This is a genomic window from Bartonella sp. PS17NMGDW (assembly GCF_042193555.1).
GTDB classification, from domain to species: Bacteria; Pseudomonadota; Alphaproteobacteria; order Rhizobiales; family Rhizobiaceae; genus Bartonella; species Bartonella grahamii.
Genome location: NZ_JBHILY010000003.1, coordinates 66,651 through 87,638 on the forward strand (window position 1 = coordinate 66,651; position 20,988 = coordinate 87,638).

General features: G+C 41.3%; 19 protein-coding genes, 1 tRNA gene and 2 pseudogenes. 4 read left to right on the forward strand and 18 right to left on the reverse strand.

All coding sequences use genetic code 11. The annotated features are described in order from the left end of the window. Positions 1-52 precede the first annotated feature (52 nt). From ACFIJK_RS02925 to ACFIJK_RS02950, 6 genes and pseudogenes are all read right to left on the reverse strand, one after another. Entirely contained in the window at positions 53-508 is a 456-nt protein-coding gene (locus ACFIJK_RS02925; RefSeq protein WP_375626375.1) for a hypothetical protein, read from the reverse strand. A gap of 121 nt (positions 509-629) precedes the next feature. Continuing rightward, positions 630-2,537 (reverse strand): Ti-type conjugative transfer system protein TraG, encoded by a 1,908-nt coding sequence (gene traG / locus ACFIJK_RS02930; protein ID WP_375626377.1) that lies wholly within the window; start codon positions 2,535-2,537, stop codon positions 630-632. 775 nt (positions 2,538-3,312) lie between these two features. After that, complete coding sequence (locus ACFIJK_RS02935; RefSeq protein WP_375625354.1) at positions 3,313-3,579, reverse strand: hypothetical protein; 267 nt, start codon at positions 3,577-3,579, stop codon at positions 3,313-3,315. 190 nt (positions 3,580-3,769) lie between these two features. Then, positions 3,770-3,955, reverse strand: a pseudogene (locus ACFIJK_RS02940) (UDP-N-acetylglucosamine 1-carboxyvinyltransferase); the annotation flags it as partial. Positions 3,956-4,143: 188 nt separating this feature from the next. Then, positions 4,144-5,439 (reverse strand): UDP-N-acetylglucosamine 1-carboxyvinyltransferase, encoded by a 1,296-nt coding sequence (gene murA, locus ACFIJK_RS02945; RefSeq protein ID WP_375626380.1) that lies wholly within the window; start codon positions 5,437-5,439, stop codon positions 4,144-4,146. Between the two features lie 159 nt (positions 5,440-5,598). Beyond that, positions 5,599-5,751, reverse strand: coding sequence for a hypothetical protein (locus tag ACFIJK_RS02950; protein ID WP_015856869.1), 153 nt, complete (start codon positions 5,749-5,751; stop codon positions 5,599-5,601). A gap of 177 nt (positions 5,752-5,928) precedes the next feature. On the opposite strand from ACFIJK_RS02950, the gene ACFIJK_RS02955 reads away from it, so the two are divergent. Next, positions 5,929-6,003: transfer RNA gene (locus tag ACFIJK_RS02955), tRNA-Thr, on the forward strand. Between the two features lie 565 nt (positions 6,004-6,568). Here the strand turns inward: ACFIJK_RS02955 and ACFIJK_RS02960 are convergent. From ACFIJK_RS02960 to ACFIJK_RS02985, 6 genes are all read right to left on the reverse strand, one after another. Then, positions 6,569-7,312, reverse strand: coding sequence for a lambda exonuclease family protein (locus tag ACFIJK_RS02960; protein WP_375626382.1), 744 nt, complete (start codon positions 7,310-7,312; stop codon positions 6,569-6,571). Between the two features lie 276 nt (positions 7,313-7,588). After that, on the reverse strand, positions 7,589-7,717 hold the full coding sequence (locus ACFIJK_RS02965; protein ID WP_375626384.1) for a hypothetical protein: 129 nt from the start codon (positions 7,715-7,717) through the stop codon (positions 7,589-7,591). A 482-nt stretch (positions 7,718-8,199) separates the two neighbouring features. Further along, the gene (locus ACFIJK_RS02970; RefSeq protein WP_375626386.1) at positions 8,200-8,340 is read right to left on the reverse strand and encodes a hypothetical protein; all 141 of its coding nucleotides are present in this window, start codon (positions 8,338-8,340) and stop codon (positions 8,200-8,202) included. A gap of 426 nt (positions 8,341-8,766) precedes the next feature. After that, a complete protein-coding gene (locus ACFIJK_RS02975; protein WP_375626388.1) occupies positions 8,767-8,955 on the reverse strand; it encodes a hypothetical protein in 189 nt (62 codons plus the stop codon). A 2-nt stretch (positions 8,956-8,957) separates the two neighbouring features. Then, positions 8,958-9,347: a hypothetical protein gene (locus tag ACFIJK_RS02980; protein ID WP_375626389.1), complete on the reverse strand. Its 390-nt coding sequence runs from the start codon at positions 9,345-9,347 to the stop codon at positions 8,958-8,960. 312 nt (positions 9,348-9,659) lie between these two features. Further along, entirely contained in the window at positions 9,660-9,977 is a 318-nt protein-coding gene (locus ACFIJK_RS02985) for an XRE family transcriptional regulator (RefSeq protein WP_375625349.1), read from the reverse strand. 416 nt (positions 9,978-10,393) lie between these two features. Between ACFIJK_RS02985 and ACFIJK_RS02990 the strand changes: the two genes are divergently transcribed. Together ACFIJK_RS02990 and ACFIJK_RS02995 are read left to right on the forward strand one after the other, a co-directional pair. Beyond that, entirely contained in the window at positions 10,394-11,461 is a 1,068-nt protein-coding gene (locus ACFIJK_RS02990; RefSeq protein ID WP_375626391.1) for a DUF1376 domain-containing protein, read from the forward strand. 878 nt (positions 11,462-12,339) lie between these two features. Beyond that, a pseudogene (locus tag ACFIJK_RS02995) lies at positions 12,340-14,808 on the forward strand (toprim domain-containing protein); the annotation flags it as partial. Here ACFIJK_RS02995 and ACFIJK_RS03000 read toward each other — a convergent pair. The 6 genes from ACFIJK_RS03000 to ACFIJK_RS03025 form a co-directional block, all read right to left on the reverse strand. Next, on the reverse strand, positions 14,802-15,362 hold the full coding sequence (locus ACFIJK_RS03000) for a hypothetical protein (RefSeq protein ID WP_375626393.1): 561 nt from the start codon (positions 15,360-15,362) through the stop codon (positions 14,802-14,804). The pseudogene ACFIJK_RS02995 and the gene ACFIJK_RS03000 overlap by 7 nt on opposite strands. Positions 15,363-15,423: 61 nt before the next feature. Next, positions 15,424-16,107 (reverse strand): hypothetical protein, encoded by a 684-nt coding sequence (locus ACFIJK_RS03005; protein WP_375626395.1) that lies wholly within the window; start codon positions 16,105-16,107, stop codon positions 15,424-15,426. A 24-nt stretch (positions 16,108-16,131) separates the two neighbouring features. After that, positions 16,132-16,386, reverse strand: a complete 255-nt coding sequence (locus ACFIJK_RS03010; protein WP_375626397.1) for a hypothetical protein — start codon at positions 16,384-16,386, stop codon at positions 16,132-16,134. A gap of 57 nt (positions 16,387-16,443) precedes the next feature. Further along, a complete protein-coding gene (locus ACFIJK_RS03015; protein WP_375626399.1) occupies positions 16,444-16,767 on the reverse strand; it encodes a hypothetical protein in 324 nt (107 codons plus the stop codon). Positions 16,768-16,823: 56 nt separating this feature from the next. Continuing rightward, complete coding sequence (locus tag ACFIJK_RS03020) at positions 16,824-17,414, reverse strand: hypothetical protein (protein WP_375626401.1); 591 nt, start codon at positions 17,412-17,414, stop codon at positions 16,824-16,826. A 58-nt stretch (positions 17,415-17,472) separates the two neighbouring features. After that, on the reverse strand, positions 17,473-18,042 hold the full coding sequence (locus tag ACFIJK_RS03025) for a hypothetical protein (RefSeq protein WP_375626403.1): 570 nt from the start codon (positions 18,040-18,042) through the stop codon (positions 17,473-17,475). A gap of 87 nt (positions 18,043-18,129) precedes the next feature. Between ACFIJK_RS03025 and ACFIJK_RS03030 the strand changes: the two genes are divergently transcribed. Further along, entirely contained in the window at positions 18,130-18,699 is a 570-nt protein-coding gene (locus ACFIJK_RS03030; RefSeq protein WP_375626405.1) for a hypothetical protein, read from the forward strand. Positions 18,700-20,988 lie beyond the last annotated feature (2,289 nt).

Below are 20,988 nucleotides of genomic sequence, written 5' to 3' on the forward strand. Positions count from 1 at the left end.
GTCTTTATTTGTATTTTTATCAGAGGCAGATAACCTCTCATTTTTGATTAAATTATGTGTGAACGAAGTGAGCTCTATTTATTGAAATAAGTATAAGATCATAATCAAGAGATGCTAGACGTAGTAAAAACCTTTCATAGGCATCATGAGCAAACAAGCAAAGAAATATCATGATGATACCACCAATGACCATTGCTGTTTGGTGTTCATAAGGTGCAACTCTCGCTGTGTATCCGAAAAAAAGAAAAAATAGGAATAAAGCCAAGCCACCAGCAAAGAAGTTTAAGAAGGCAAAAACTGGTTTACGAATGAATAATAAAATAAGGAAGATTGCGTAAAGCAACCTTTTAAATATCACAGCCAACATTCTACGTATTGTTTTAAATATCCAAACGAATATTCTACGTATTATCTTGAACACCCCACGCATTATAGTTGAAGCAATGCTCTGTTTTGCATCTAACCTTTCTTCTTTGGTGTTTGTATTCTTAGAAGAAAGACTGCTCATGACTCTCCCATTTTCAAGCCACTGTACTATAAAAATGTACTATAAAAATAATTTATCTCTAATTATATCATCCAAAAATACAACAATATTTTATTCATTTTAACTAAAAACAAGTGCTTTATTAAGAAGAAAAGCTATTTTCATTAGTAAGAGCTGTTAAATCCTTACGTCTAAAATAGATAGAGCGTCCACAACGGATAGGTGGTTGCCCTTGCATAAGAATAATCTGTTCGTCTTTTCGCATTTCTTGTGTTATTTCATGTGGATATATTAAAGGTCTATGCTGGGTGCTTATATTTTCTGTCCCTCTTGTATGGAATCCTCCTAGAGGTTTGCTTGAATCTTTCACTTCAATGGTCATTTGACCACATGCCTTAGATATATTTTCAGCAGTTTTAATATCTTTTATTGCGGCATAGCTTACAAAAGCACAATTTTCAAACCATGTCATAACGCCTGACGAACCGAAATAGTGTTCTATTTGATCTACAGACTTGTAAAAAAGCATGAGAGATATACCATATTTGCGTCCATGATCACGTGCTTCTTCTAAAATGTTCATATATCCTAAAAGATCAGCATTATCTAAAATAAAGAGCGCTCTTTTTGCATAATTACCATTAGCAGCTTCCATAGCTCTGAGAAAAGAGCCAACAAGGACACGCCCAACACCTGGATAAGATTTTAAAATTTTTGAGGGGATATTTAGAAAAATATCAATATTTCCCTTTGTTATATCGGTAGTTTTAAAATCATGACCACTAATAAGATCTGCATAGTTAGAGAGTGAAAGCCATTGTATATCTTTTGCAGCAGTAGCATAGACACCTGAGAAAGTTTGCGCCGCCATGTTTGTAAAAACGCCAAGGGTTTCACGAATAAATTGCGATGAAGAATTTGATCGTATAGATTGCAATTTTCCAATCACAGAGGGTTCTGGCATTGACATGATCGTGTGAAGGGTTTTTAAGTTTTTTTCCTTTACTGCGTATTCATCAGAAAAGACAATATGCGCAAGAAGCCCTGTTAACAAATTATGTGCTTGTAATACAAAAAATTGATCAGTCGAAGTTGATTTGTCGTTTTCAGAAAGAAGGAGTCTAGCAACTTCAACCACACCCGCTTCTCTTTCATAAAGGGGGAGATTTTCATCTAATAGCCAATCTAAAGGGTTAAAAGTTTTTGTTGAAGAACCATGAGGATCAAGAACGTATACTTCTCTTTTTGACAGCTCCCTTGTTTTTTTTACCATTGGAGCGATTTCAGTTGAAGGGTCAAAAACGACCAGTGGACCGGAATATTTGAGACAAGTTGGAATAACATTACTGGTTGTTTTATAACTACCAGAACCAGCGAAAAATAACATATGAGTTGAATCAAAATTAAGTTTGTATGTTAACAATGGCTGTCTACCACCTTTTCCCCATGTAGTTTTGTCTTTAGGATCAAATTTGACATCTTTAACAATATCTTCGTCGACTCTATAGCGCTCTCCTATGACGACTTCGCCATCACGAGGAAAAATCTCTTCAATCTTTTTCATACTCATCCATTGAACACCACCAAAGATCGTATTTTTTGAATTTTTCAAAGGTGAAGCTTTAGGTAATGATAGTTTTATCGTGTAACCAAGGATAACAATGCCAACAATAACACCCCCTAAAACCATCCTATCAAAGAAAGGAAAAACATCCGCCCATGTCATATTATTTTGACCTACATAGGGACTAAGTCTGATATATTCATTTGCACTATAATAAGTTGCAAACAAACCAAAGATGATCATGGACGAAATAGTGATATTTTTTCTGGTATGCCTTTTTTGTAATAAGATGAATGAAGAACATGAAAGTGCAATAAGGATTAAAATATCCAGTGGCTTTGATCTTACAAACCAATAAGCATCAGGCGTCGTTCCATTTTCTGTAATATTATTGATCGTTATATTGACCAAAAAAGCTACAATGATTGAAAATATGAATGGCAATACTAAAAATATAATCTGTTTTTTGTCTAATTTATTAACCATTTTCCCCCCGACATATCAGAAAAAGCTTCTCTTCCTATTTTTTCGCAATCTTTGTATTTTTTGAATTTTTATCAAGTTTTGAAACATAAAGCAAGCCTCTTCAGATGAAAGACTTATCTGCCTCTCTAAGACGGGCTTTTATAAAAAGCGCCCCTAAACTAATTTTTTCAAAAATTTTTCCAAAGTTTCTTTGATGCTTCACGCGCTATTTAAATTTCTTACTTAACTCTTTTACGACACTGTATACGCTTCTTAACAGAAAAAAAACCAATAACAATACGCATTAGTGTTCACTGAAAAAAAAGCGCGGTTTATCATATTTTTCCGTAAAACATCGTTGTTTAGAGCCGTGATATAAGGCATGTAAAACTTCACATATTTAAGTGTTTTTTTAGAGTGTGTAATAAATGGGCATGGCTTATCCCGTAGAGCCTTTTTAAAGTGAACCACATGGAGTAGTCAGGAGTAGGTCAAACCGCGCCAACAGAATCCGAACTTTTTACAAAACAGCCCTTAAGTCAGGAATATGCATCCTTTAAAGCGGAAGAAAAACAAAGACAAGAAAAAGCGTACAAATCAGGCGTCATGACGAGCACCCCTACTCTGTTTTATGAGATGCATTTCCTTCTAGTCCATGGGCACTTTATCGGCACCCCATTAACAATGCCATCCTCAGCTTTTAAAGAATGAAGCGACTTTTTTTGTTATGGTCGTCTTTTATAGGTTTTCCATATTCATTTTTTCATCAATTAAAGAAATTACATCGCCCTTTTCATCAATACCCGTGCCCAAGAGTTCTACTAAACTTCCATGGATTGCGAGATTTTAAAGGATTACACTCCGGATTCTTGTCATGTACTATACACCATTCTATATAAGCGGGGTCATTCTGAAAATCTTCAGGGTCATCATAAAGAACTTTTTTTTCAAGTTGATTTGCACCAGACTTTTTCCATGTACCTGCAATCGTTTGAGGCAATTGAGCTTGATAACATCCAATCATAATCAATAAAGCACTCAATAATTTAAAAGTCTTCTTCATTTTATTTTCCTTGAATAATTATAAATACTATAAAAGTACATAAATTATTTTATTACCATATTTTTATATTAAAAAACAATAAATACTGTGAATATTTACTATCATTTTGAATATATATTCTTTAATACTTTGCTTTGACAATGATAATACAACGAACACAAATACAAAAGAAACAACAAGCGCGCAAATACAAAACCGTCGCCATAACGGGAGCCCCTTCCAAATTCTCTGTTCCATGAGATAGTTGCCCTCTCGCCCATGGCACTTTATCTGCACCCTCAAGCGATTGAGTTCTTGAACATGCATGAAACGATTTTCGAAAACCGTCTCTGTAATATGCGTGGTTCCCTCAACCCCGTGTCATAAGCGCCGTAAACGACACTGAGAACAATGATACAAGTCTCTATTTGTTTGTTTTATGAAGCCCCACCCGCCTCTCAAACGCTTATGCCAACTCGTAAAAACTCCAAAACCATGAGAGCCCCGCGTTTCTCGAAAGGATTAACAAACCTTGTTGTCTGAGATCAAGCCCCTTAAAGGGAGACCGAATACCTTTGAAGAGAATTACACTGTGATGCGTTGAATTTTTGCACCACAACGAACTAATTTTTCCTCCAATCTCTCAAATCCACGATCAAGATGATAGACACGATTAACGATTGTTTCCCCCTTTGCTGCCAATGCTGCAATCACAAGAGAAACAGAAGCGCGCAAATCCGTCGCCATAACGGGAGCCCCTTGCAAATTCTCTGTTCCATAAACGGTTGCCGTTTGCCCATCAAGCTTTATCGAAGCCCCTAAACGATTGAGTTCTTGAACATGCATAAAACGATTTTCGAAAATCGTCTCTGTAATATGCGCAATGCCTTCAGCCCGTGTCATGAGCGCCATGAATTGCGCTTGGAGATCGGTTGGAAAAGCAGGATAAGGTCCTGTTTTAATATCAACAGGCATAATTTTGGTGTTCTTTGGATTTCGCTTAACATGAATTCCTTGAGGTTCTATTTGAATCTCGAGCCCTGTTTTTTGGAGCACCTTAAGCACTTTTGTAAGATGATTAGGATTTGCATTTTTAAGAAAGACATCGCCTCCTGTCATAGCAACAGCCATTGCATATGTCCCCGCTTCGATTCGATCAGTAATAACGCGTATTTTTGTTCCTTTAAGTTTTTTAACCCCTTCAATTGTAAGCGTTGTTGTTCCCTCACCAGTTATTTGAGCCCCCATAGCATTCAAAGTTCGAATAAGATTTGCCACTTCTGGTTCACAAGCTGCATTCTCAAGAAAGGTTGTTCCCTTTGCCAATGTCGCCGCCATAAGCATTACATGGGTTCCACCAACAGTAACTTTAGGGAAACGATAGTGAGCACCTTTTAACCCCCTTGGCGCTTTTGCATGAACATATCCATTTTCGATCGTAATCTGTGCGCCTAAAGTTTTGAGCCCCTCAAGGATAAAATCGACAGGTCTGGTTCCGATAGCGCATCCTCCAGGAAGCGAAACATAAGCCTCTAAGCATCGTGCAAGGAGAGGTCCGATAACCCAAAAGCTTGCGCGCATTTTTTTCACCAGTTCGTAGGGCGCCCGTGTTGTCGCTATTTTTTGCGCAGTAAAATGAATTGTTCTTGAATTCACACACTCATCGTTAAACTCTTGTCCATCAACGGCATATCCAACACCATGATTATTGAGGATACGAATAAGCAGTTCGACATCAGCCAGATGAGGAATATTTTCTAAAGTGAGCGTTTCTTCTGTCAAAAGCGCCGCAATCATAAGAGGCAATGCAGCATTTTTTGCCCCTGAGATAGGAATTGTTCCTTTAAGTTTTTTTCCCCCAATAATTTGAATAGAATCCATCGTGTTTTCCCTCTTTTCCTTTGTGCCTGCCCTTCCAAAGGTTTTTCCCCCTTCGAGAAGTTATGCTTTATTAATCGTTTTAGAACGCATTCTAAATATGAGAACAAATTATTGAGAAGTTTGGTTGCAAAGCTTCACTAAAAAACATTTTTTTGCATTTTAGAGCTCTGTTTGCGCTCTTTGTCGGCTTTGCTCTTTTCGACGTTTCAGGTTTTGACGCAATTGTTGCGCCAATCTTTCTTGACGTCGTTTTGCTTTTTCATCTTGATGATTCATTTCATTTTGTTTTTGTTTTTGATGCATTTGTGTCATTGCGCAACCTTTTAAACAGTGTTGAGCTTCTATCCAAGCAACTCATAACCTTAAATATTCAAGCGTATAAGAAACATATGTCATGACATAAGATACGTTTTCTTGCAAGAATATACAAATGTTCTCTTGCCTATTTTCTGACAATATGGCACAAGACAGCGCAAAGATTGAAAAGGGGCTGCGGTAGCTCAGTGGTAGAGCACTCCCTTGGTAAGGGAGAGGTCGAGAGTTCAATCCTCTCTCGCAGCACCATTTTATTCTTCTTTTGTTTATTCTTCTCTTACCCCTCTCCTCTTTTTCTGCAAACACCAATCACCTCCATTGAATCCTCCATCAACGAAAATATCATACGCAGCACTCTCTCAGTAAGAAAAGCTCTTGCCTTATTTATTGGTGCCTCCCTAACACTCAACATAAAAACAGCTCAAACCCCAATACGTCTCCTGTCTCACTTCCCCCAACACACCTCCCACAGTTCCTCATGCATAGGCTCTTCATGCCTCTCTTTCCCCATACTGACTAAAACAGATAGCCCGCAAAAAACAAAAGCATAACGCGCATCATTGTCACCGCAATAAAAAAGCTCTTGGCCCTTTCATTGTACCTCCCTAACACTCAACATAAAAGCTCCCAGAACAACAACGTGCTCAATACGCCTAAATAAGCTTTAACGGTCTTAATTCCCCCTTCAAACATCTTCCTCCATTTTCCAACATGCTTTCATATTCATTCCAAGCTCCCTCCTTGCGCTTTCCTCAAACACCCCACTTTGCTTTTCCCCCTCTGCTCTTTCCTTTTTATAAAACTTTACCCCTCCTCAACGCTGTACAGATCCCTTTCTTGCCCGCCTCATTCTTGTGTTTCCCACCAACAGACGCTTTGCATTCGCTCCCCGCTCTCTGTTTTTCCTTTCCTTCAGAGCAATTTCTGTCCTTATACTAAAACCTGTCCCAACACACTTAATTTGCTGTACCATCTTCTCCAAAGCCTCATTAAAACGGCTAATTTCATTTTCCAGCTTGTAAATATACGCTTCATCACGATAAGCACGTTTAATCAAAGGTGGCATATCAGGCCAATAGAGCATTAAATCCACCCATTCGCGTTGAGAAATCCATAACCCACCTTGACATTGTGCTTTATGTTCTGCTGGAAAAGTCTTTTGCATGAAATGAGGGATCAAAATTTCAGGTTTTTTTGTTTTAATTTCTAATAAGCCATTTTCTCCCACAAAAGCATCGGGAGAAAATCCTTGTCCGCGATCATCTGCCAAAACAAAGCCAATACATTCAGGTTCTGTATGCGTAAGTTTTGCATAGAGCTGTCGTGCGATTGGTTCTAATTCTGTCCCGCGTCGCTGAGAAACTGTTGTTCCTTCCTCAACGGTTTTTCCTGTAATTCTTTCTCCCGCCAATTTCATCATCACACTATGATATCGTGAAGTTTTTTGCCCCTGTTTTTTTTGTGCCATAACCATCTCAAACAAAGAAGCCGTAATCAAACCATTACGCACTTTCATCCATTCTTCTGTTCCCTGAACACAATCGATAATGATTGGCATAGTATTTCTCCCCTTCACCTTTAAAGTTTTTTTTGCAATATATTCTCTTTGAAACATTCACATTTTTTAAGCTGTATCCCTGTTTAAGCAGTGTCCCTCACACAGACTAAAAGCGACAGCATCCTTCAATGCATCCTTCAAGTATTGTACCCCCGAAAACACAAAAACTGCCCCCCAACATCCCCCCCGCAAGTTTCTCAATTCCCCAATGAAACTCAGCCAACAGCTTTTCCCTTCGCAAAGCGCCCACAATTTCTCACATATAGGCTCTTTTCTTCATACCCCCCCTGTCTCATATCGGCTTCTCATATCGGCTAAAAAATTTCCCGCAAAACGCTCCCCCCCAAGAAGGAAAACATAACGCGCATCATGGTCACCGCAATAAAAAAGCACTTGCCCTTTCATGAGTAAAATAATGCCCCCCCTTAACACGCAACACAAAAGCTCCCAGCCCCCCTTTCTGTCCCAATACTTCTAAACAAACTTTAACGGTCTTAATTCCCCCTTCAAACATCTTCCTCCATTTCCCAACATGCTTTCATATTCACTCCAAATCCCCTCTTGCTTTTCCTCCTCTGCTCTTTCCTTTTTATAAAACTTTTCCTCTGCTCAATGCTGTACTGCTTCTTCTCTTCCTCCTAAGCCTCATGTTCGTTCTACAACATGCTTTCTATTCACTCCAAGCCACTAATAGTTACCTCTCCCTCCATTTCCTCAATCTCCCCAATGTGAAACTCAGCCGACAGCTTTTCCCCTCGCAAAGCGCCCACAATTTCTCATCCATAGGCTCTTTTCTTCATGCCCCCCTCTCTCTCATATCGGCTTCTCATATCGGCTAAAATTTCCCGCAAAGCCCCCCAAGAAGGAAAACATAACGCGCATCATGGTCACCGCAATAAAAAAGCACTTGCCCTTTCATGAGTAAAATAATGCCCCCCCTTAACACGCAACACAAAAGCTCCCAGCCCCCCTTTCTGTCCCAATACTTCTAAACAAACTTTAACGGTCTTAATTCCCCCTTCAAACATCTTCCTCCATTTCCCAACATGCTTTCATATTCACTCCAAATCCCCTCTTGCTTTTCCTCCTCTGCTCTTTCCTTTTTATAAAACTTTTCCTCTGCTCAATGCTGTACTGCTTCTTCTCTTCCTCCTAAGCCTCATGTTCGTTCTACAACATGCTTTCTATTCACTCCAAGCCACTAATAGTTACCTCTCCCTCCATTTCCTCAATCCCCCCAATGTGAAACCCAGCCGACAGCTTTTCCCCTCGCAAAACGCCCACAATTTCTCACATATAGGCTCTTTTCTTCATACCCCCCTCTCTCTCATATCGGCTAAAAAATTTCCCGCAAAACGCTCCCCCCCCCCAAGAAGGAAAACATAACGCGCATCATGGTCACCGCAATAAAAAAGCATTTGGGCCCATCATTGCGGCTTCCTTTTTCAATCTAGCTATTGCACGACGGAAAAATCATGACGACAATATTCTTCCTCCAATTTTTTTACCATCAACAGAGCCACCTCTTGCGATATGAAAAGAATAGCGTTGTGTTTTTGTGGTTCGAGTCTGATTAAATTTCGCGCATTTCCAGCATAATAAAGTGGAATCCCTTGATAAGAAGTCTTGAGATAACTTGGCATGTTTACCACCAATAATCTGTCAAGACATCACATGGCCGTAAACGATGCTGTTTTTCATAAGAGCCATAGAGATTATCTTCATAATCGCAAGCCGCTCTTTCATTTAAACAAGCATGATAAGCTTCACTATTCAAAACGAAGGGCTGCAATGGCGTATTTTCTTCATTCATTTCATGATTTTCGACATAAAAATCAGCGATTTTTTCCGTAACATCTTCAGCATGAGAAGTTGTCAGATCGAGTCGTAAAACTCTATAAACAGTTTCACATTCTTCAATCAATTCGAGCACTTCTTCGATTTCGTCAATTGGTCCTTCATAAGTATCAGGATTTTCCTCTTCGCATAAAACGATAATGATTTCATCCTCTTTAACGAATGGAATATTTTTCATTATTTCCCCCTTTAGATAGTTGATAAAGCATAACCTTGTCTTGACAAGACTAAATATAGCGTTAGTCTTATATCCTCTATAGGAGAGATGTCAACCATTTTATCCTTCATAAAAGATATATTTTAAATCTCTGCGGGGTTCAAATGACATATGTAAATAAAAATCTATTATTCTTTGTTCCTCTCATGTCCCTTTGTTGTTCTCTATTTGTTCTTACTCGATTGCAATTATAAACACACAGGAGAGATAAAATGAGTGATATGATATTAATAAAATACTGGAGTCGTCTTGATTCAAAAGCACAGAAGGAAGTTATTTTGGAGCTTCGTCAACGGGTCGCCGCAAAAGAGTCAAAATCGCCTGCCTCTCTTGCGGAGAGAGTTTTGAAATAAGCTCTATAAATTCTTTATCTTCAGGGCTAGCCCCTTTACCGTAAAGAATATAATTCATACTGATATTAATTTCGTGACAAATTCGCGAAAGAGATTCGATTGTTGGTTCTTTTCCTTCAGAAAGAATAGAATGAAGGTACCCCGCACCTTTACCGGCAGAGAGGGAGATAGATCTTTTTGACCGCCCACTTTTTTCAAAAGCGATCCTTAATCTTTGACGCCAACCATCGATATTCATAATTTCACCATATAGCGCGTCTTTTTAAAAAAACACGTCCTTTTTATAAAACGAGCTTGCATTATCCTCTAAAAAGGATAAAATTAAGGAAACAAATTTTACTTTTTAGGGAGAAAATTTTTTTATTTTTGGATCATAAAAACACTTTAACCACCCTATAGGATATACAAAACCACCTCCCAAAGTTGCTGCCCAAAGCAGATACATTGAAAATGTGTGGTACTCTTTATTTTTTCCATCACCGCAATCTTAAATCGTAAGTTTGCATGCGTTTCAAGCACACCCAATCATTTATAAGCGTCGTAAAGAAGCCTCTCGTCATCATCGAACAGAGCCCAACACAACACAAGTTAAATCCTTATTTGCGCTTTTATCATCAATAAAAATGTATAAAAAAGAAGAAAGTAGATTGCAGTATGAAACACGCTAATCAACAAGAAACTCCTCATTATGAATCGTCTAGGCTTCCATATGTTTGTTGGTATCAAAATGACTTTCTAGGAGGCGTACGTGGGATGCGCGCACACGAAATTGGAATCTATACGATTCTTCTCAATGAAATGTATGCACGCGGCCGTCCTCTAGAAATATCGAAAGAACGTTTAGCGCGTCTTTGTGGTTGTGACAAGCGAACTTTTGTTAATGTTTTAGAAATGCTCATCCAAGAGGGTAAGATTTTAAATTTAGCCAATGGATTATGGAACAAGCGTTGCGAAAATGTTTTTCAAGAGCGTGAAAAATTGCTTGAACAAAAATCCTTTGCGGGTCGTTCTTCGGCAAAAAAACGCAAGAAAATCAATGCTGAGATTCAACAACTGCTTAACGAGAGTACAAAAGATGCTGCACAAAGCTCAGAAGCTCAAAAGACAGAAGAAAAGGAAACACCTTACGGTGTTTTAGAAAAGAAAATTTTGTTTGATGAGACAGAACCTTGTTTTTCCTGCGAAGAGAACTTTGAACAAAGCGATCACCCATCACCCTCATCGGCTCTTGATTCTGCTCTCCCTTCCCCTCCACAAGAAGAAGCGGAGCAAAAAAACGCCCCCTCTTTAAACGCTCCCCAAACCGATTTTGCCCCTGCCCCTATTACACAAATTGTCACGGAGGAAAAAACAAAATCCGCCACCACACTCCCACCCAGCCTCTCTGTATCCATTCCGCCTTCTTCCAACAAAAAACCCACTGCCTCAGTTGCCAAAGGGCATCGCCTTCCTGAGCATTGGCAAGCAGACATCAAGGCAGCAGTTTCAGAAGGTTTAAGTGAAAGCCAAGCTCATTGGCAAGAAAAGAAGTTTCGCGACTATTGGCAAGCCAAAAGCGGCAAAGAAGCTCTCAAAGTAGACTGGCAAGCCACATGGCGCAACTGGTTTCGCCGTGAAATCGAACGGCTAGAACAGAAAAAACAGGGGAGCTCCTCATCTTTCATCTCTGAGAACAACGACATGCTTTACCGCAGTTTGATCAACTATAGCGACAATTTTTGACATCACACGAACAACCTATTTTTCAAGCACGCGCGGAGACAAAAAATGTTTCAAAACCATAAAAATAATAACAAAAACAACAATGAAATAAGCTCTTCATACAGCAAAACGAGCCAACATCACCCCTACTACTCTCACCACAAAAGTGTTCGCCCTACACAAGCCCATCTCTTGCACGCAAAGGAACACAAAAGCTCTCCAGCCTCTGTGTATCCATCCCGCCTTCTTCCAACAAAAAACCCACTGCCTCACAATTGCCCAAGAGCACCGTCTTCCATGCACTTGGCAAATAGTTATCAACGCGGCAGTTTCAGAAACTTTCAGCAAAGATCATACCCTTCAAACAAGGCTCGCCAGCCTCTCTGTATCCACCTCCTCTTTCTCGAGCAACACCCTTCTTCCAATTACCGCCCTTTCCAAAGAGCACCGGCTTTCTGAACATTGGCAAACAGACATCAACAGAGCCATTTCAAAAAACCTTCAACGAAAAGCAAACTCTTTGGCAACAAAACACCCCAACAAGCGCCACAACACATGACCCAACAGGACCCCCCAGCATGCACAAAACCTCAGGCAGATCCACCCCGCTCTTCTTACACCCCCCTTCCTCCTTTCCCCAAGACACCACTTCCCATGCTCTTGGCAAACAGACATCAACAGAGCCATTTCAGAAGGTTTGAGTAAAAGCCAACCCCATTAGCAAAGCCAAGAAGTTTGGCGACTATTGGCAAGAAAAGAGCGACAAAGAAGCGCTCAAAGTAGACTGGCAAGCCCCATAGCACCACAGATTTCACGATCAGATCGAACGGTGAGAACAGCAAAAGAGAGTCCTTATCTCCTACATCTTAAGAAAAACAACAATCATATCACGAATGACCATGAGCACAATTTTTGAAATCAAACAAAAACTTATCTCACAAGCCGATAGAATAGTAGAAATGCTTCTTCCCCAAGGGCACAAACGAGGCAACAATTGGATTGTAGGCAACACACGTGGTGAAGCGGGTCAAAGTTTATCAATTTGCTTGAGTGGGAGTAAAGCAGGACTTTGGTATGACTTTGCAGAAGGCACTGGAGGAGATCTTTTAGATCTTTGGTGTGAAGTCAAAGGCATTAGCCTCTCTCAAGCATTAGAAGAAGCACGCGCAACTCTCAATTTGACACGCCCCAAACCCTTTATGGTCCCTCATCGTTCCTATCGCCGTCCACCGGTTCCTAAAGGGCAGACCCCGCAAAATCTGGTAAAAAACTATCTCCACAAAGAACGCCACATTCCTCTAGAAGTTATAAAGCGCTATCGCATAGGAGAAAATGGTGACAAAATCATTTTCCCCTTTTATAAACCCGACGGCACCCTTGCTTTAGTCAAAGAACGGCTCGCGCAAGCAGGAGCAAAAACAAAACCAACAGCTTCCCAATGTGAACCGATTTTGTTTGGTTGGCAAGCCCTTTGCCCCACAGCCCCCCCCTCCACGCACGCACCTCAGCAAGCATCTCAGCAGGCGCCTCAGCACACAACCAACCACCCCTCCACGCACACACCTCAGCAGGCATCCCAACACACACCTCAGCAGACATCCCAACACACACCTCAGCAGACATCCCAACACACACCTCAGCAGGCATCCCAACACACAGCCACAACCAACTACCCCTCCACGCAAGCACCTAAGCAGGCGCCCCAGCAGGTACCCTCAACCAACCACCCCTCCACACACACACCTCAGCAGGCGCCCCAGCAGGTACCCTCAACCAACCCCGCCTCCACGCACACACCTCAGCAGGCATCTCAGCAGGCATCCCAACACACATCCCAGAACACACCTCAGCACACACCTCAGCAGGCGCCCCAGCAGGCATCCCAACACACATCCCAGCACACACCTCAGCAGGCATCCCAACACACACCTCAGCAGACATCCCAACACACACCTCAGCAGGCGCCCCAAAACACCGCCACAACCAACTACCCCTCCACGCAAGCACCCCAAAACACACCTCAGCAGGCATCTCAGCACGCACCTCAGCAGGCATCCCAAAACACCGCCACAACCAACCACCCCTCCACGCACGCACCTCAGCAAGCATCTCAGCAGGCACCCACGCACGCGTCCCAACAGGCGCCATTCCCCACGCTTTCTTCAACAAACCGTACCATTGTTATCACTGAAGGAGAAATTGATGCGCTTTCCTTAGCCGCCTATGGATATCCGGCGGTTTCTGTTCCCTTTGGAGGAGGAAGTGGAGGCAAACACAACTGGATTGAAAATGAATTTGATCATTTAGAATCTTTTGAAACAATTTTTTTAGCCACCGATATGGATCCGCCCGGAGAAGAAGCAGCCCGTGAAATTGCCAGCAGGCTTGGACGTCACCGTTGCTACCGTGTCCGTTTACCCCGCAAAGATGCCAATGACTGTTTAACCGCAGGGATTGATAGCGCCACCATAAAAGCCGCCTTTTCCTCAGCACTAAGCTTTGCACCAGAAGGTTTACGGCGCGCCTCAGACTATAAAGATCAAGTGATTGGGCTTTTTTGGCCAGAGCCTGAAAAACATCTTGGTTATACGGTTCCCTATCCTAAACTGCAGGACAAATTGCATTTCCGCCCAGCAGAATTAACGCTCTGGAGTGGTGCGAGTGGTGCAGGTAAAAGCCAATTGTTATCAGACTGTATTCCCCATTGGATTGCACAAAAGAGTCGCCTTTGCTTAGCGTCTCTAGAAATGAAAGGAGAACAATCGCTCCGCCGTTTAACCAAACAAACGGGCGGCTTAGAACAGCCTACAAAAGAAACGATTGAACGGATTCTTCATTTTTTAGACGAAGGGCTTATTCTTTATGAACATGTTGGCAAATCAAGCGTAGATACCTTGCTTGAAGTCTTTGACTATTGCCGTGCGCGCTATGGCTGCGATCAATTTATCATCGACAGTTTGATGCGGCTTGGCATTGCCTCTGATGATTATGCAAGACAAGAACAAGCCGTTTATAAAATGGTTGATTGGGCTGTTTTAAACAGTGTGCATATTCACCTTGTCGCCCATGCCCGCAAAGGCGGTCTGGATAAAGATATCCCCAGCACAGAAGACATTAAAGGCGCCTCAGAAATTGGCGCCAATGCCTTTAACATTATCACCATTTGGCGCAATCGGTCGTTGGAAGATAAAATCTTTGCCGCCTCTCTAGCACAAGAAAAAGCAGATTTAGCCAAACGCCCCGGCGTCATTATGAATATTGCCAAACAACGTTCTGGTGATTTTGAAGGAAAAATAGGGCTCTGGTTTGATCCCCAAACCTACCGCTATCGCTGTTCTTTTGAACAATCATTCCCTCGACGTTATCTGTAATACCCCATAAACCCCACTCTCTTAAAAAACGCCTCCGCCTTCAAACGCGCACGTCTTGCTCCCTCACAAACAACAGGAAGGATAAATCCACAAATGATGAAAAACACCCAATCCTTCGCGAACCAAAGCCAGCTCAACCCCATATACTCTGCTCCCAAACGCAAACAAAAAAAGGTCGCTCCAACAACAGCGCAAAACACCACCCCTTTCAATAGCCACAAACAACGCGTCACCACCCCATCTTGCCGCCCCCTCATATGCAAAATCAAGAACCACTCCAACACTACAGCAAACACGATCCCTATCAAGGACAATAGTCCCCACGGTATATCCATACTCTCCATTCCCTCAAGAGCCAAAAAAAGGACGACTCCTAAAATGCAGTAAAACAGCACTTCCTTCAAAAAGAGGGAAACACCACAAATACAATAAAACGCCGCCCGCCACCAAGGAATATCGAAGCGATTGGAAAGCTTATAAGTACCAATAACGACAACAATAAAAAGGTAGGAAAACACCAACAACAGCAAAAAAAACAAATCGTTCGACATCAATATCCAAAATAACCCACAGTAAAATTAAAGACCACACCCATGGAGAAAAAAACACCAGCTACCTCAAGAACCAAGCCCATAGAACACGCGCACACCTTGCTCCCTCACAAACAAAAGGAAGGGTAAATCCAAAAATGAATAAAAACACCCAATCCTTCGAGAACCAAAGCCAGCTCAACCCTAGATTCTCTGCTCCCAGACGGGTAAAACAAAGAATTAGTGCCAAAATGCAGAAAAACAGCACAAAATTCAAAGCACGCAACAACCTCTGTAGCACCGTATCACTTTGCTCGCGTATAAAGAACCCCAAGAGCACTTTCAACAATACAGACAAGAGCAAAACCTTTAAGAATACCGCTCTTATGCTATCCATATCTCTGACGCCCACAGCAGCAAACCACAGGATAAAGCCCATAAGGCAACAAAACATAACCGCCTTTACGAACACTTGCCAAGCAACAGGCATACTCTTGACGCCCAGATGCACCAAACCAAGGACAGTTGCAAAAATGCAAGAAAACACCGCCCCCTTCAAGAGCAGCTCTCCGTCAACAGCGCGCCTGCCCACGCCCACATAAACAAAACCAAGGTAGGTAGCAACAACGCCATAAAGCACCACCCATCTCCAAAACATCCACCCTGTAACAGAGCGACGCTTTGCTCCCACATAAATAAAAATCAAGACAAGAGCAAAAAAGCAGAAAAACCCCAACCACTGCCAAAACATCACATCGTTCGACATCAAATACCCCTCACAGAAAGAACATCAAAGACCACGCCCGTGGAAAAGAAAAATGCTCATTCTTTTTAAGCACCACCCCAACAGTACACGCATACACCGTATCCCCTCCAAAGCAAAAAAAGGAACAAGTCCAATAGTGCCCGCAAACACCCCATTGTTAAAGATCACAAACCAGCGAACCCCCATATGCTTGGCTCCGTTATACGCCAATCCAACAACAGCTCCAACAACGCCGCAAAACACCAGAAACCTCAAAAACATGTCCCGCGCAACTACCATACGCCCCGCTCCTTTATTAAGCAAAAATCAGAGACCATGCCAAAATGCAGCAAAAGATCAATCCTTTGAAAAGAATGAAAGCCTAAACCCAAGACGCCTTGCTCCTAAACCAATAAGCCCAAGAATAACGCCAAAGACAACGCCAAAAAGAATGTTAAACACCCACCTGTTTGAGAACCACACCCAAGTCAAACCAAAGTGCTCAGCTTGCGCATAAACAAACTTAGAGACAGCGATAATAATGAAGCTCAACGCCAAATTTTTTAAAAAAGCCTTCCTTGTAACCCCAAAAGACCTCATTGCCGCATAAATAGAAACAAAGACAAGAGCAACAAAGCAGAAAAACCCCAACCACTGCCAAAACATCACATCGTTCGACATCAAATACCCCTCTCAGAAAGAACATCAAAGACCACGCCCGTGGAGAAGAGAAATGCTCATTTTTTTAAGCCCCCCAACAGTACACGCACACACCGTATCCCCTCCAGAGCAAAAAAAGGAACAAGTCCAATAGTGCCCACAAACACCCCATTGTTAAAGATCACAAACCAGCGAACCCCCATATGCTTAGCGCCCACATGCGCCAATCCAACAACAGCTCCAACAACGCCGCAAAACACCAGAAACCTCAAAAAAGACACCCCACGCGATATCCCCTTACCCCGCACCCTCATAAGCAAAACCAAGGACAGGTCCAGCAATGCAACAAACACCGCTCCTATCACTAAAAATTCCCACGATATATCAAAACGCTTCACTCCCTTATAAGCAAAGCCAAGAACCACTACAGCAATGGCGCAAAACACCACAGCCTTGAAAAACACGCCCCACGATACAGTCTTACGGTCTGCTCCCACAACAATAAAACAAAGGGTCGCTCCAGCAATGCAAGAAATCTCCACCCCCTGCCAAAACACCTCCCACGTCATAACCGGTCGCCCCGCATCCTCATAAGCAAAACCAAGGACCAAGCCAATAACGCAGAAAAACGCCAGCCCCTTCAAAAACATGTCCCGCGCAACCACCATACGCCCCGCTCCTTTATTAAGTAAAAATCAGAGACCATGCCAAAAATGCAGCAAAAGATCAATCCTTTTCAAAGAATGAAAGCCTAAAACCAAGACGCCTTGCTCCTAAACCAATAAGCCCAAGAATAACGCCAAAGACAACGCCAAAAAGAATGTTAAACACCCACCTGTTTGAGAACCACACCCAAGTCAAACCAAAGTGCTCAGCTTGCCCATAAACAAACTTAGAGACAGCGATAATAATGAAGCTCAACAACACCATCTTGAAGAACAAACCCTGATTTACACCACGCCGCTGCATTACTTCATAACCAAACATAAGGAAAATGCCGGGAGTGCCATAAAATACCACAGCCCGTAAAAATACGCCCCACGTCATCCCCAACGCCTTCATTTCCATATAAACAGACACAAAGACAAAAACCGCAATGCAGAAAAATACCAATCTTTTCAAAGACAAAGCGCCGCGCAACATCATGCCACTCCCCATCAAGCCATTCAAGGAAAATCCACCATGCAACAAAACACCCCTCTTTTCAAGAGCCAAATCCATGGGGCTCCCCCACACAAGCGCAACAGTCCAAATCACCCCCAAGAGCGCATACCCAACACGCACACTCCAACACATGTCTTCCTCTCATCCCCCTCTTTTACCTAGAGCAAGCAACATTTTTTAAAAAACGAGAAGCAAAGTTAAAATTTTTAAGGAGATGCTATGACCCATCACGAGAAAAAAAATACACAAACCTGCCCGCTTGATCATCAAAATCAAGGAAAGCACATTGGTCATTTAAAGACGCAAGAAATTGCTGTTGAAACGCGTAATCCTTATTTTAAACCCAATCATCCAGAAAGTTCCAGCAATCCGCGCACCATCAATGCCATTGCCAATACACAAAGCCATCCCATTGCACTTTTATATGCGAAAGGACATCTCAGCAAAGCCCAATATAAAGCGGCAGAACGTTTTTATTTTTACTGGCGTCAAAGTCAAGCCGATCTCCACATGAGCCTTGACTACACCCGTGAAAAGGTTTCCTGTAGCCAAGGGTACACACACCCCATTGAACGTCAAATAGAAGCATCCAATCATTTAAAAACAATCAAAGTTCAACTGGGTATTCTTGGCTATTCACTGCTTGAACGCGTTATCGGCTATGGACAAGCAATCAAAGAATTAAATTCTTCAAAACGCAAACAAAATTCCCTTGCCGATCATTTACGAGATTGTTTAGACTTGCTCGCATTTCATTGGGGATATGCAAACCATAAACATTCTGAATAATCCCCTCCTCGCCATTCAAATCTGCCTCCCATGTTGCTGCGCCTTCTAAAGCCCCCCACACCGCTTAATCATCCAGCAGCTCTCCCCAACCTCTTCCACCACTTCACCCCTCACACCCAAAAGGACAATACTTCACTCCACACCCACTCAAGATACACTCCACACCCTTAAAAACAAAAACCCTGCTCCCACACCAGTCCTGTAATCATGAGGTTCTTTTAAGTTTATTCGTGCTTATTGAAGAATAAGTTTTGTTTAAGATGCTTGCATGCATCATAACAGCTTTAAATACAGTTTATTTAAATACAATTTAATTGTTTAATTAATGTCGAGTCTCAAAATAAATATTCAATTGAAAAAGTATTCATTAATTTTTAATGCAAAATGACAAAATTTTCTTTTTTGTAAAAAGTATTTTTTATATTGATATATTTTGAATTCTCTGCTAATTTTAGTGTAATAGTTTTGTAAGTATGAATTTGTGGATTGGATACGGTCTTTTAAATTCATTTTTTTAACATGTCCTACAAGCCAATGTTAAAATTCTCCTGCTTTTAGTCCTCTGATTACAACGGAGGACTTTTTTTTATGACTGTACTTTTTTATAACTGTATTGTCTTAAATCACTCTCTTATGAGCTTTGTTATATTCCTCCATAAAATCTCCCCGCAAACTAGATCATTCTTTTATCAAGTTGGCTTGCGTTCGATCCTCAAAGAACAAAGGTTCTTAACCCAATCTGATCTACAAACAGCTTGGATAGACTTCACTCTTGGTTTTCCATTCACTCTTTGTTTTCTATTCAGGGATTTTCAGCTGAACTCAAGATGCAACACGAGCAAGCTCTGCCCTAAAGATTCACCACGCCCTTTAAAAAACACTTCAATATATCCAAAGCGCCGGCTGGCTCTCATATCACCAAACCGCAAATGACAGTGTTTTACGACATAACAGAATGACTTATGTTTGACGACTTTCTTTATCCTGTAGCCCACCAACCGGTTGATGTATCATGGCACCATTTTGATTTATAATTATAATCGCGCGTTATTCATATTAAAATTAAGCGACCCGAGTATCATAGGGATTGTCTCATTTCAAATTTATTTCATATTGCATCAATCAACAGCATATCTTTTGCACGTTACCAACATGAGAGACATATGAAATAACACACTTCGAAGATAAAAAAGCAAGATGCCTCTTATGAACACGCTCAAGAGCCAAAGGCTGTCATCCCATGAGATGCTAAAATAGTATGATAGTGCTGGCTTTCGCCTTATGCGATTTTAAAAAGGGCTGATCCACTTCACAAGAGATTTCTCCATTATCCCATTCACCAACATTATTGTGAGATAAGACAACATGATGTTTTTAAATCAAGGACGTAAATGTGCAACACAAGTATATTCTGTTTGGAACATTCTGTTTTACGCGACTCACGTAAAACCCCATTAAAAAACTTGCATCCCCACGAGAAAAAACTAAAGCGTGAGGATAAAAACATGAGACAAGCGTGATTCCATTCAGCTATTGCTCTTTAACTGTCAAACCAAATAAAAAATAGATCCGGCCAAATAAAAAATAGATCCGGAAAGACAGAGTTTCATCTATAGCACTTCATATTCTTCTCAAATATGTTCATCTTCCTGCTTTAAGAGATAAACTAAAAAGATATACAACATCGCTCCTAACATCCCCCTCTTTCTAGCATCCCTCAAGAATCAAACGTTATACAGCTCATTTTGTCATATTATAAAGCATTGTTATTTTAATGCGGTGTTGAGGCAGTGAAAATAATTGAAGTGTTTAGCCACCGCCATTAGCGAAGCAAAAAAACAAACTGTTGAAAAGCAGTGTAAATCTTGTGTAAACATAAAAAAAACAAGAAAAAGGCACAAAAATATCTTAATTTTTATAAAAATACTCAACGTCTTTTACGATTGTATTGACGAACAACCCTGATCACATAATCATCTTAAATATTGAGAATAAAAAATGAATAGCCCTACCCTAGCAAATACAGCAACCTACCAATATAAAATATAAAAAAAAATCTTTTGGTTATCTCTGTTTCTTATAGAATATGCCTTTCCCTATGGATGCACTCTAGCCTCCAAAGAGTGCATTCAATCCATGGAAAGGATGCACTCCAGCCCTCATAAAGAGTGCATCCTTCCCCTCAAACGGATACTGCCCAACCCTCATAAAGCAGTATCCAAACTGTAGAGGATGCACTCCGCCCTCATAAAGAGTGCATCCTTCCCCTCAACGGATACTGCCCAACCC

Bases quoted from the DNA above. Each gene is read 5' to 3' on its own strand.
- ACFIJK_RS02925 (WP_375626375.1), bottom strand. From the start codon at position 508: ATGAGCAGTCTTTCTTCTAAGAATACAAACACCAAAGAAGAAAGGTTA.
- traG (WP_375626377.1), bottom strand. From the start codon at position 2,537: ATGGTTAATAAATTAGACAAAAAACAGATTATATTTTTAGTATTGCCA.
- ACFIJK_RS02985 (WP_375625349.1), bottom strand. From the start codon at position 9,977: ATGAATATCGATGGTTGGCGTCAAAGATTAAGGATCGCTTTTGAAAAA.
- ACFIJK_RS02990 (WP_375626391.1), top strand. From the start codon at position 10,394: ATGAAACACGCTAATCAACAAGAAACTCCTCATTATGAATCGTCTAGG.
- ACFIJK_RS03030 (WP_375626405.1), top strand. From the start codon at position 18,130: ATGACCCATCACGAGAAAAAAAATACACAAACCTGCCCGCTTGATCAT.
- ACFIJK_RS02960 (WP_375626382.1), bottom strand. From the start codon at position 7,312: ATGCCAATCATTATCGATTGTGTTCAGGGAACAGAAGAATGGATGAAA.
- ACFIJK_RS02950 (WP_015856869.1), bottom strand. From the start codon at position 5,751: ATGACACAAATGCATCAAAAACAAAAACAAAATGAAATGAATCATCAA.
- ACFIJK_RS02965 (WP_375626384.1), bottom strand. From the start codon at position 7,717: ATGAAAGGGCAAGTGCTTTTTTATTGCGGTGACCATGATGCGCGTTAT.
- ACFIJK_RS02980 (WP_375626389.1), bottom strand. From the start codon at position 9,347: ATGAAAAATATTCCATTCGTTAAAGAGGATGAAATCATTATCGTTTTA.
- ACFIJK_RS03010 (WP_375626397.1), bottom strand. From the start codon at position 16,386: ATGGTAGTTGCGCGGGACATGTTTTTGAGGTTTCTGGTGTTTTGCGGC.
- ACFIJK_RS03025 (WP_375626403.1), bottom strand. From the start codon at position 18,042: ATGTGTTGGAGTGTGCGTGTTGGGTATGCGCTCTTGGGGGTGATTTGG.
- ACFIJK_RS02935 (WP_375625354.1), bottom strand. From the start codon at position 3,579: ATGAAGAAGACTTTTAAATTATTGAGTGCTTTATTGATTATGATTGGA.
- ACFIJK_RS03015 (WP_375626399.1), bottom strand. From the start codon at position 16,767: ATGTCGAACGATGTGATGTTTTGGCAGTGGTTGGGGTTTTTCTGCTTT.
- murA (WP_375626380.1), bottom strand. From the start codon at position 5,439: ATGGATTCTATTCAAATTATTGGGGGAAAAAAACTTAAAGGAACAATT.
- ACFIJK_RS02970 (WP_375626386.1), bottom strand. From the start codon at position 8,340: ATGTTTGAAGGGGGAATTAAGACCGTTAAAGTTTGTTTAGAAGTATTG.
- ACFIJK_RS03020 (WP_375626401.1), bottom strand. From the start codon at position 17,414: ATGGTGGTTGCGCGGGACATGTTTTTGAAGGGGCTGGCGTTTTTCTGC.
- ACFIJK_RS02975 (WP_375626388.1), bottom strand. From the start codon at position 8,955: ATGCCAAGTTATCTCAAGACTTCTTATCAAGGGATTCCACTTTATTAT.
- ACFIJK_RS03005 (WP_375626395.1), bottom strand. From the start codon at position 16,107: ATGTCGAACGATGTGATGTTTTGGCAGTGGTTGGGGTTTTTCTGCTTT.
- ACFIJK_RS03000 (WP_375626393.1), bottom strand. From the start codon at position 15,362: ATGTCGAACGATTTGTTTTTTTTGCTGTTGTTGGTGTTTTCCTACCTT.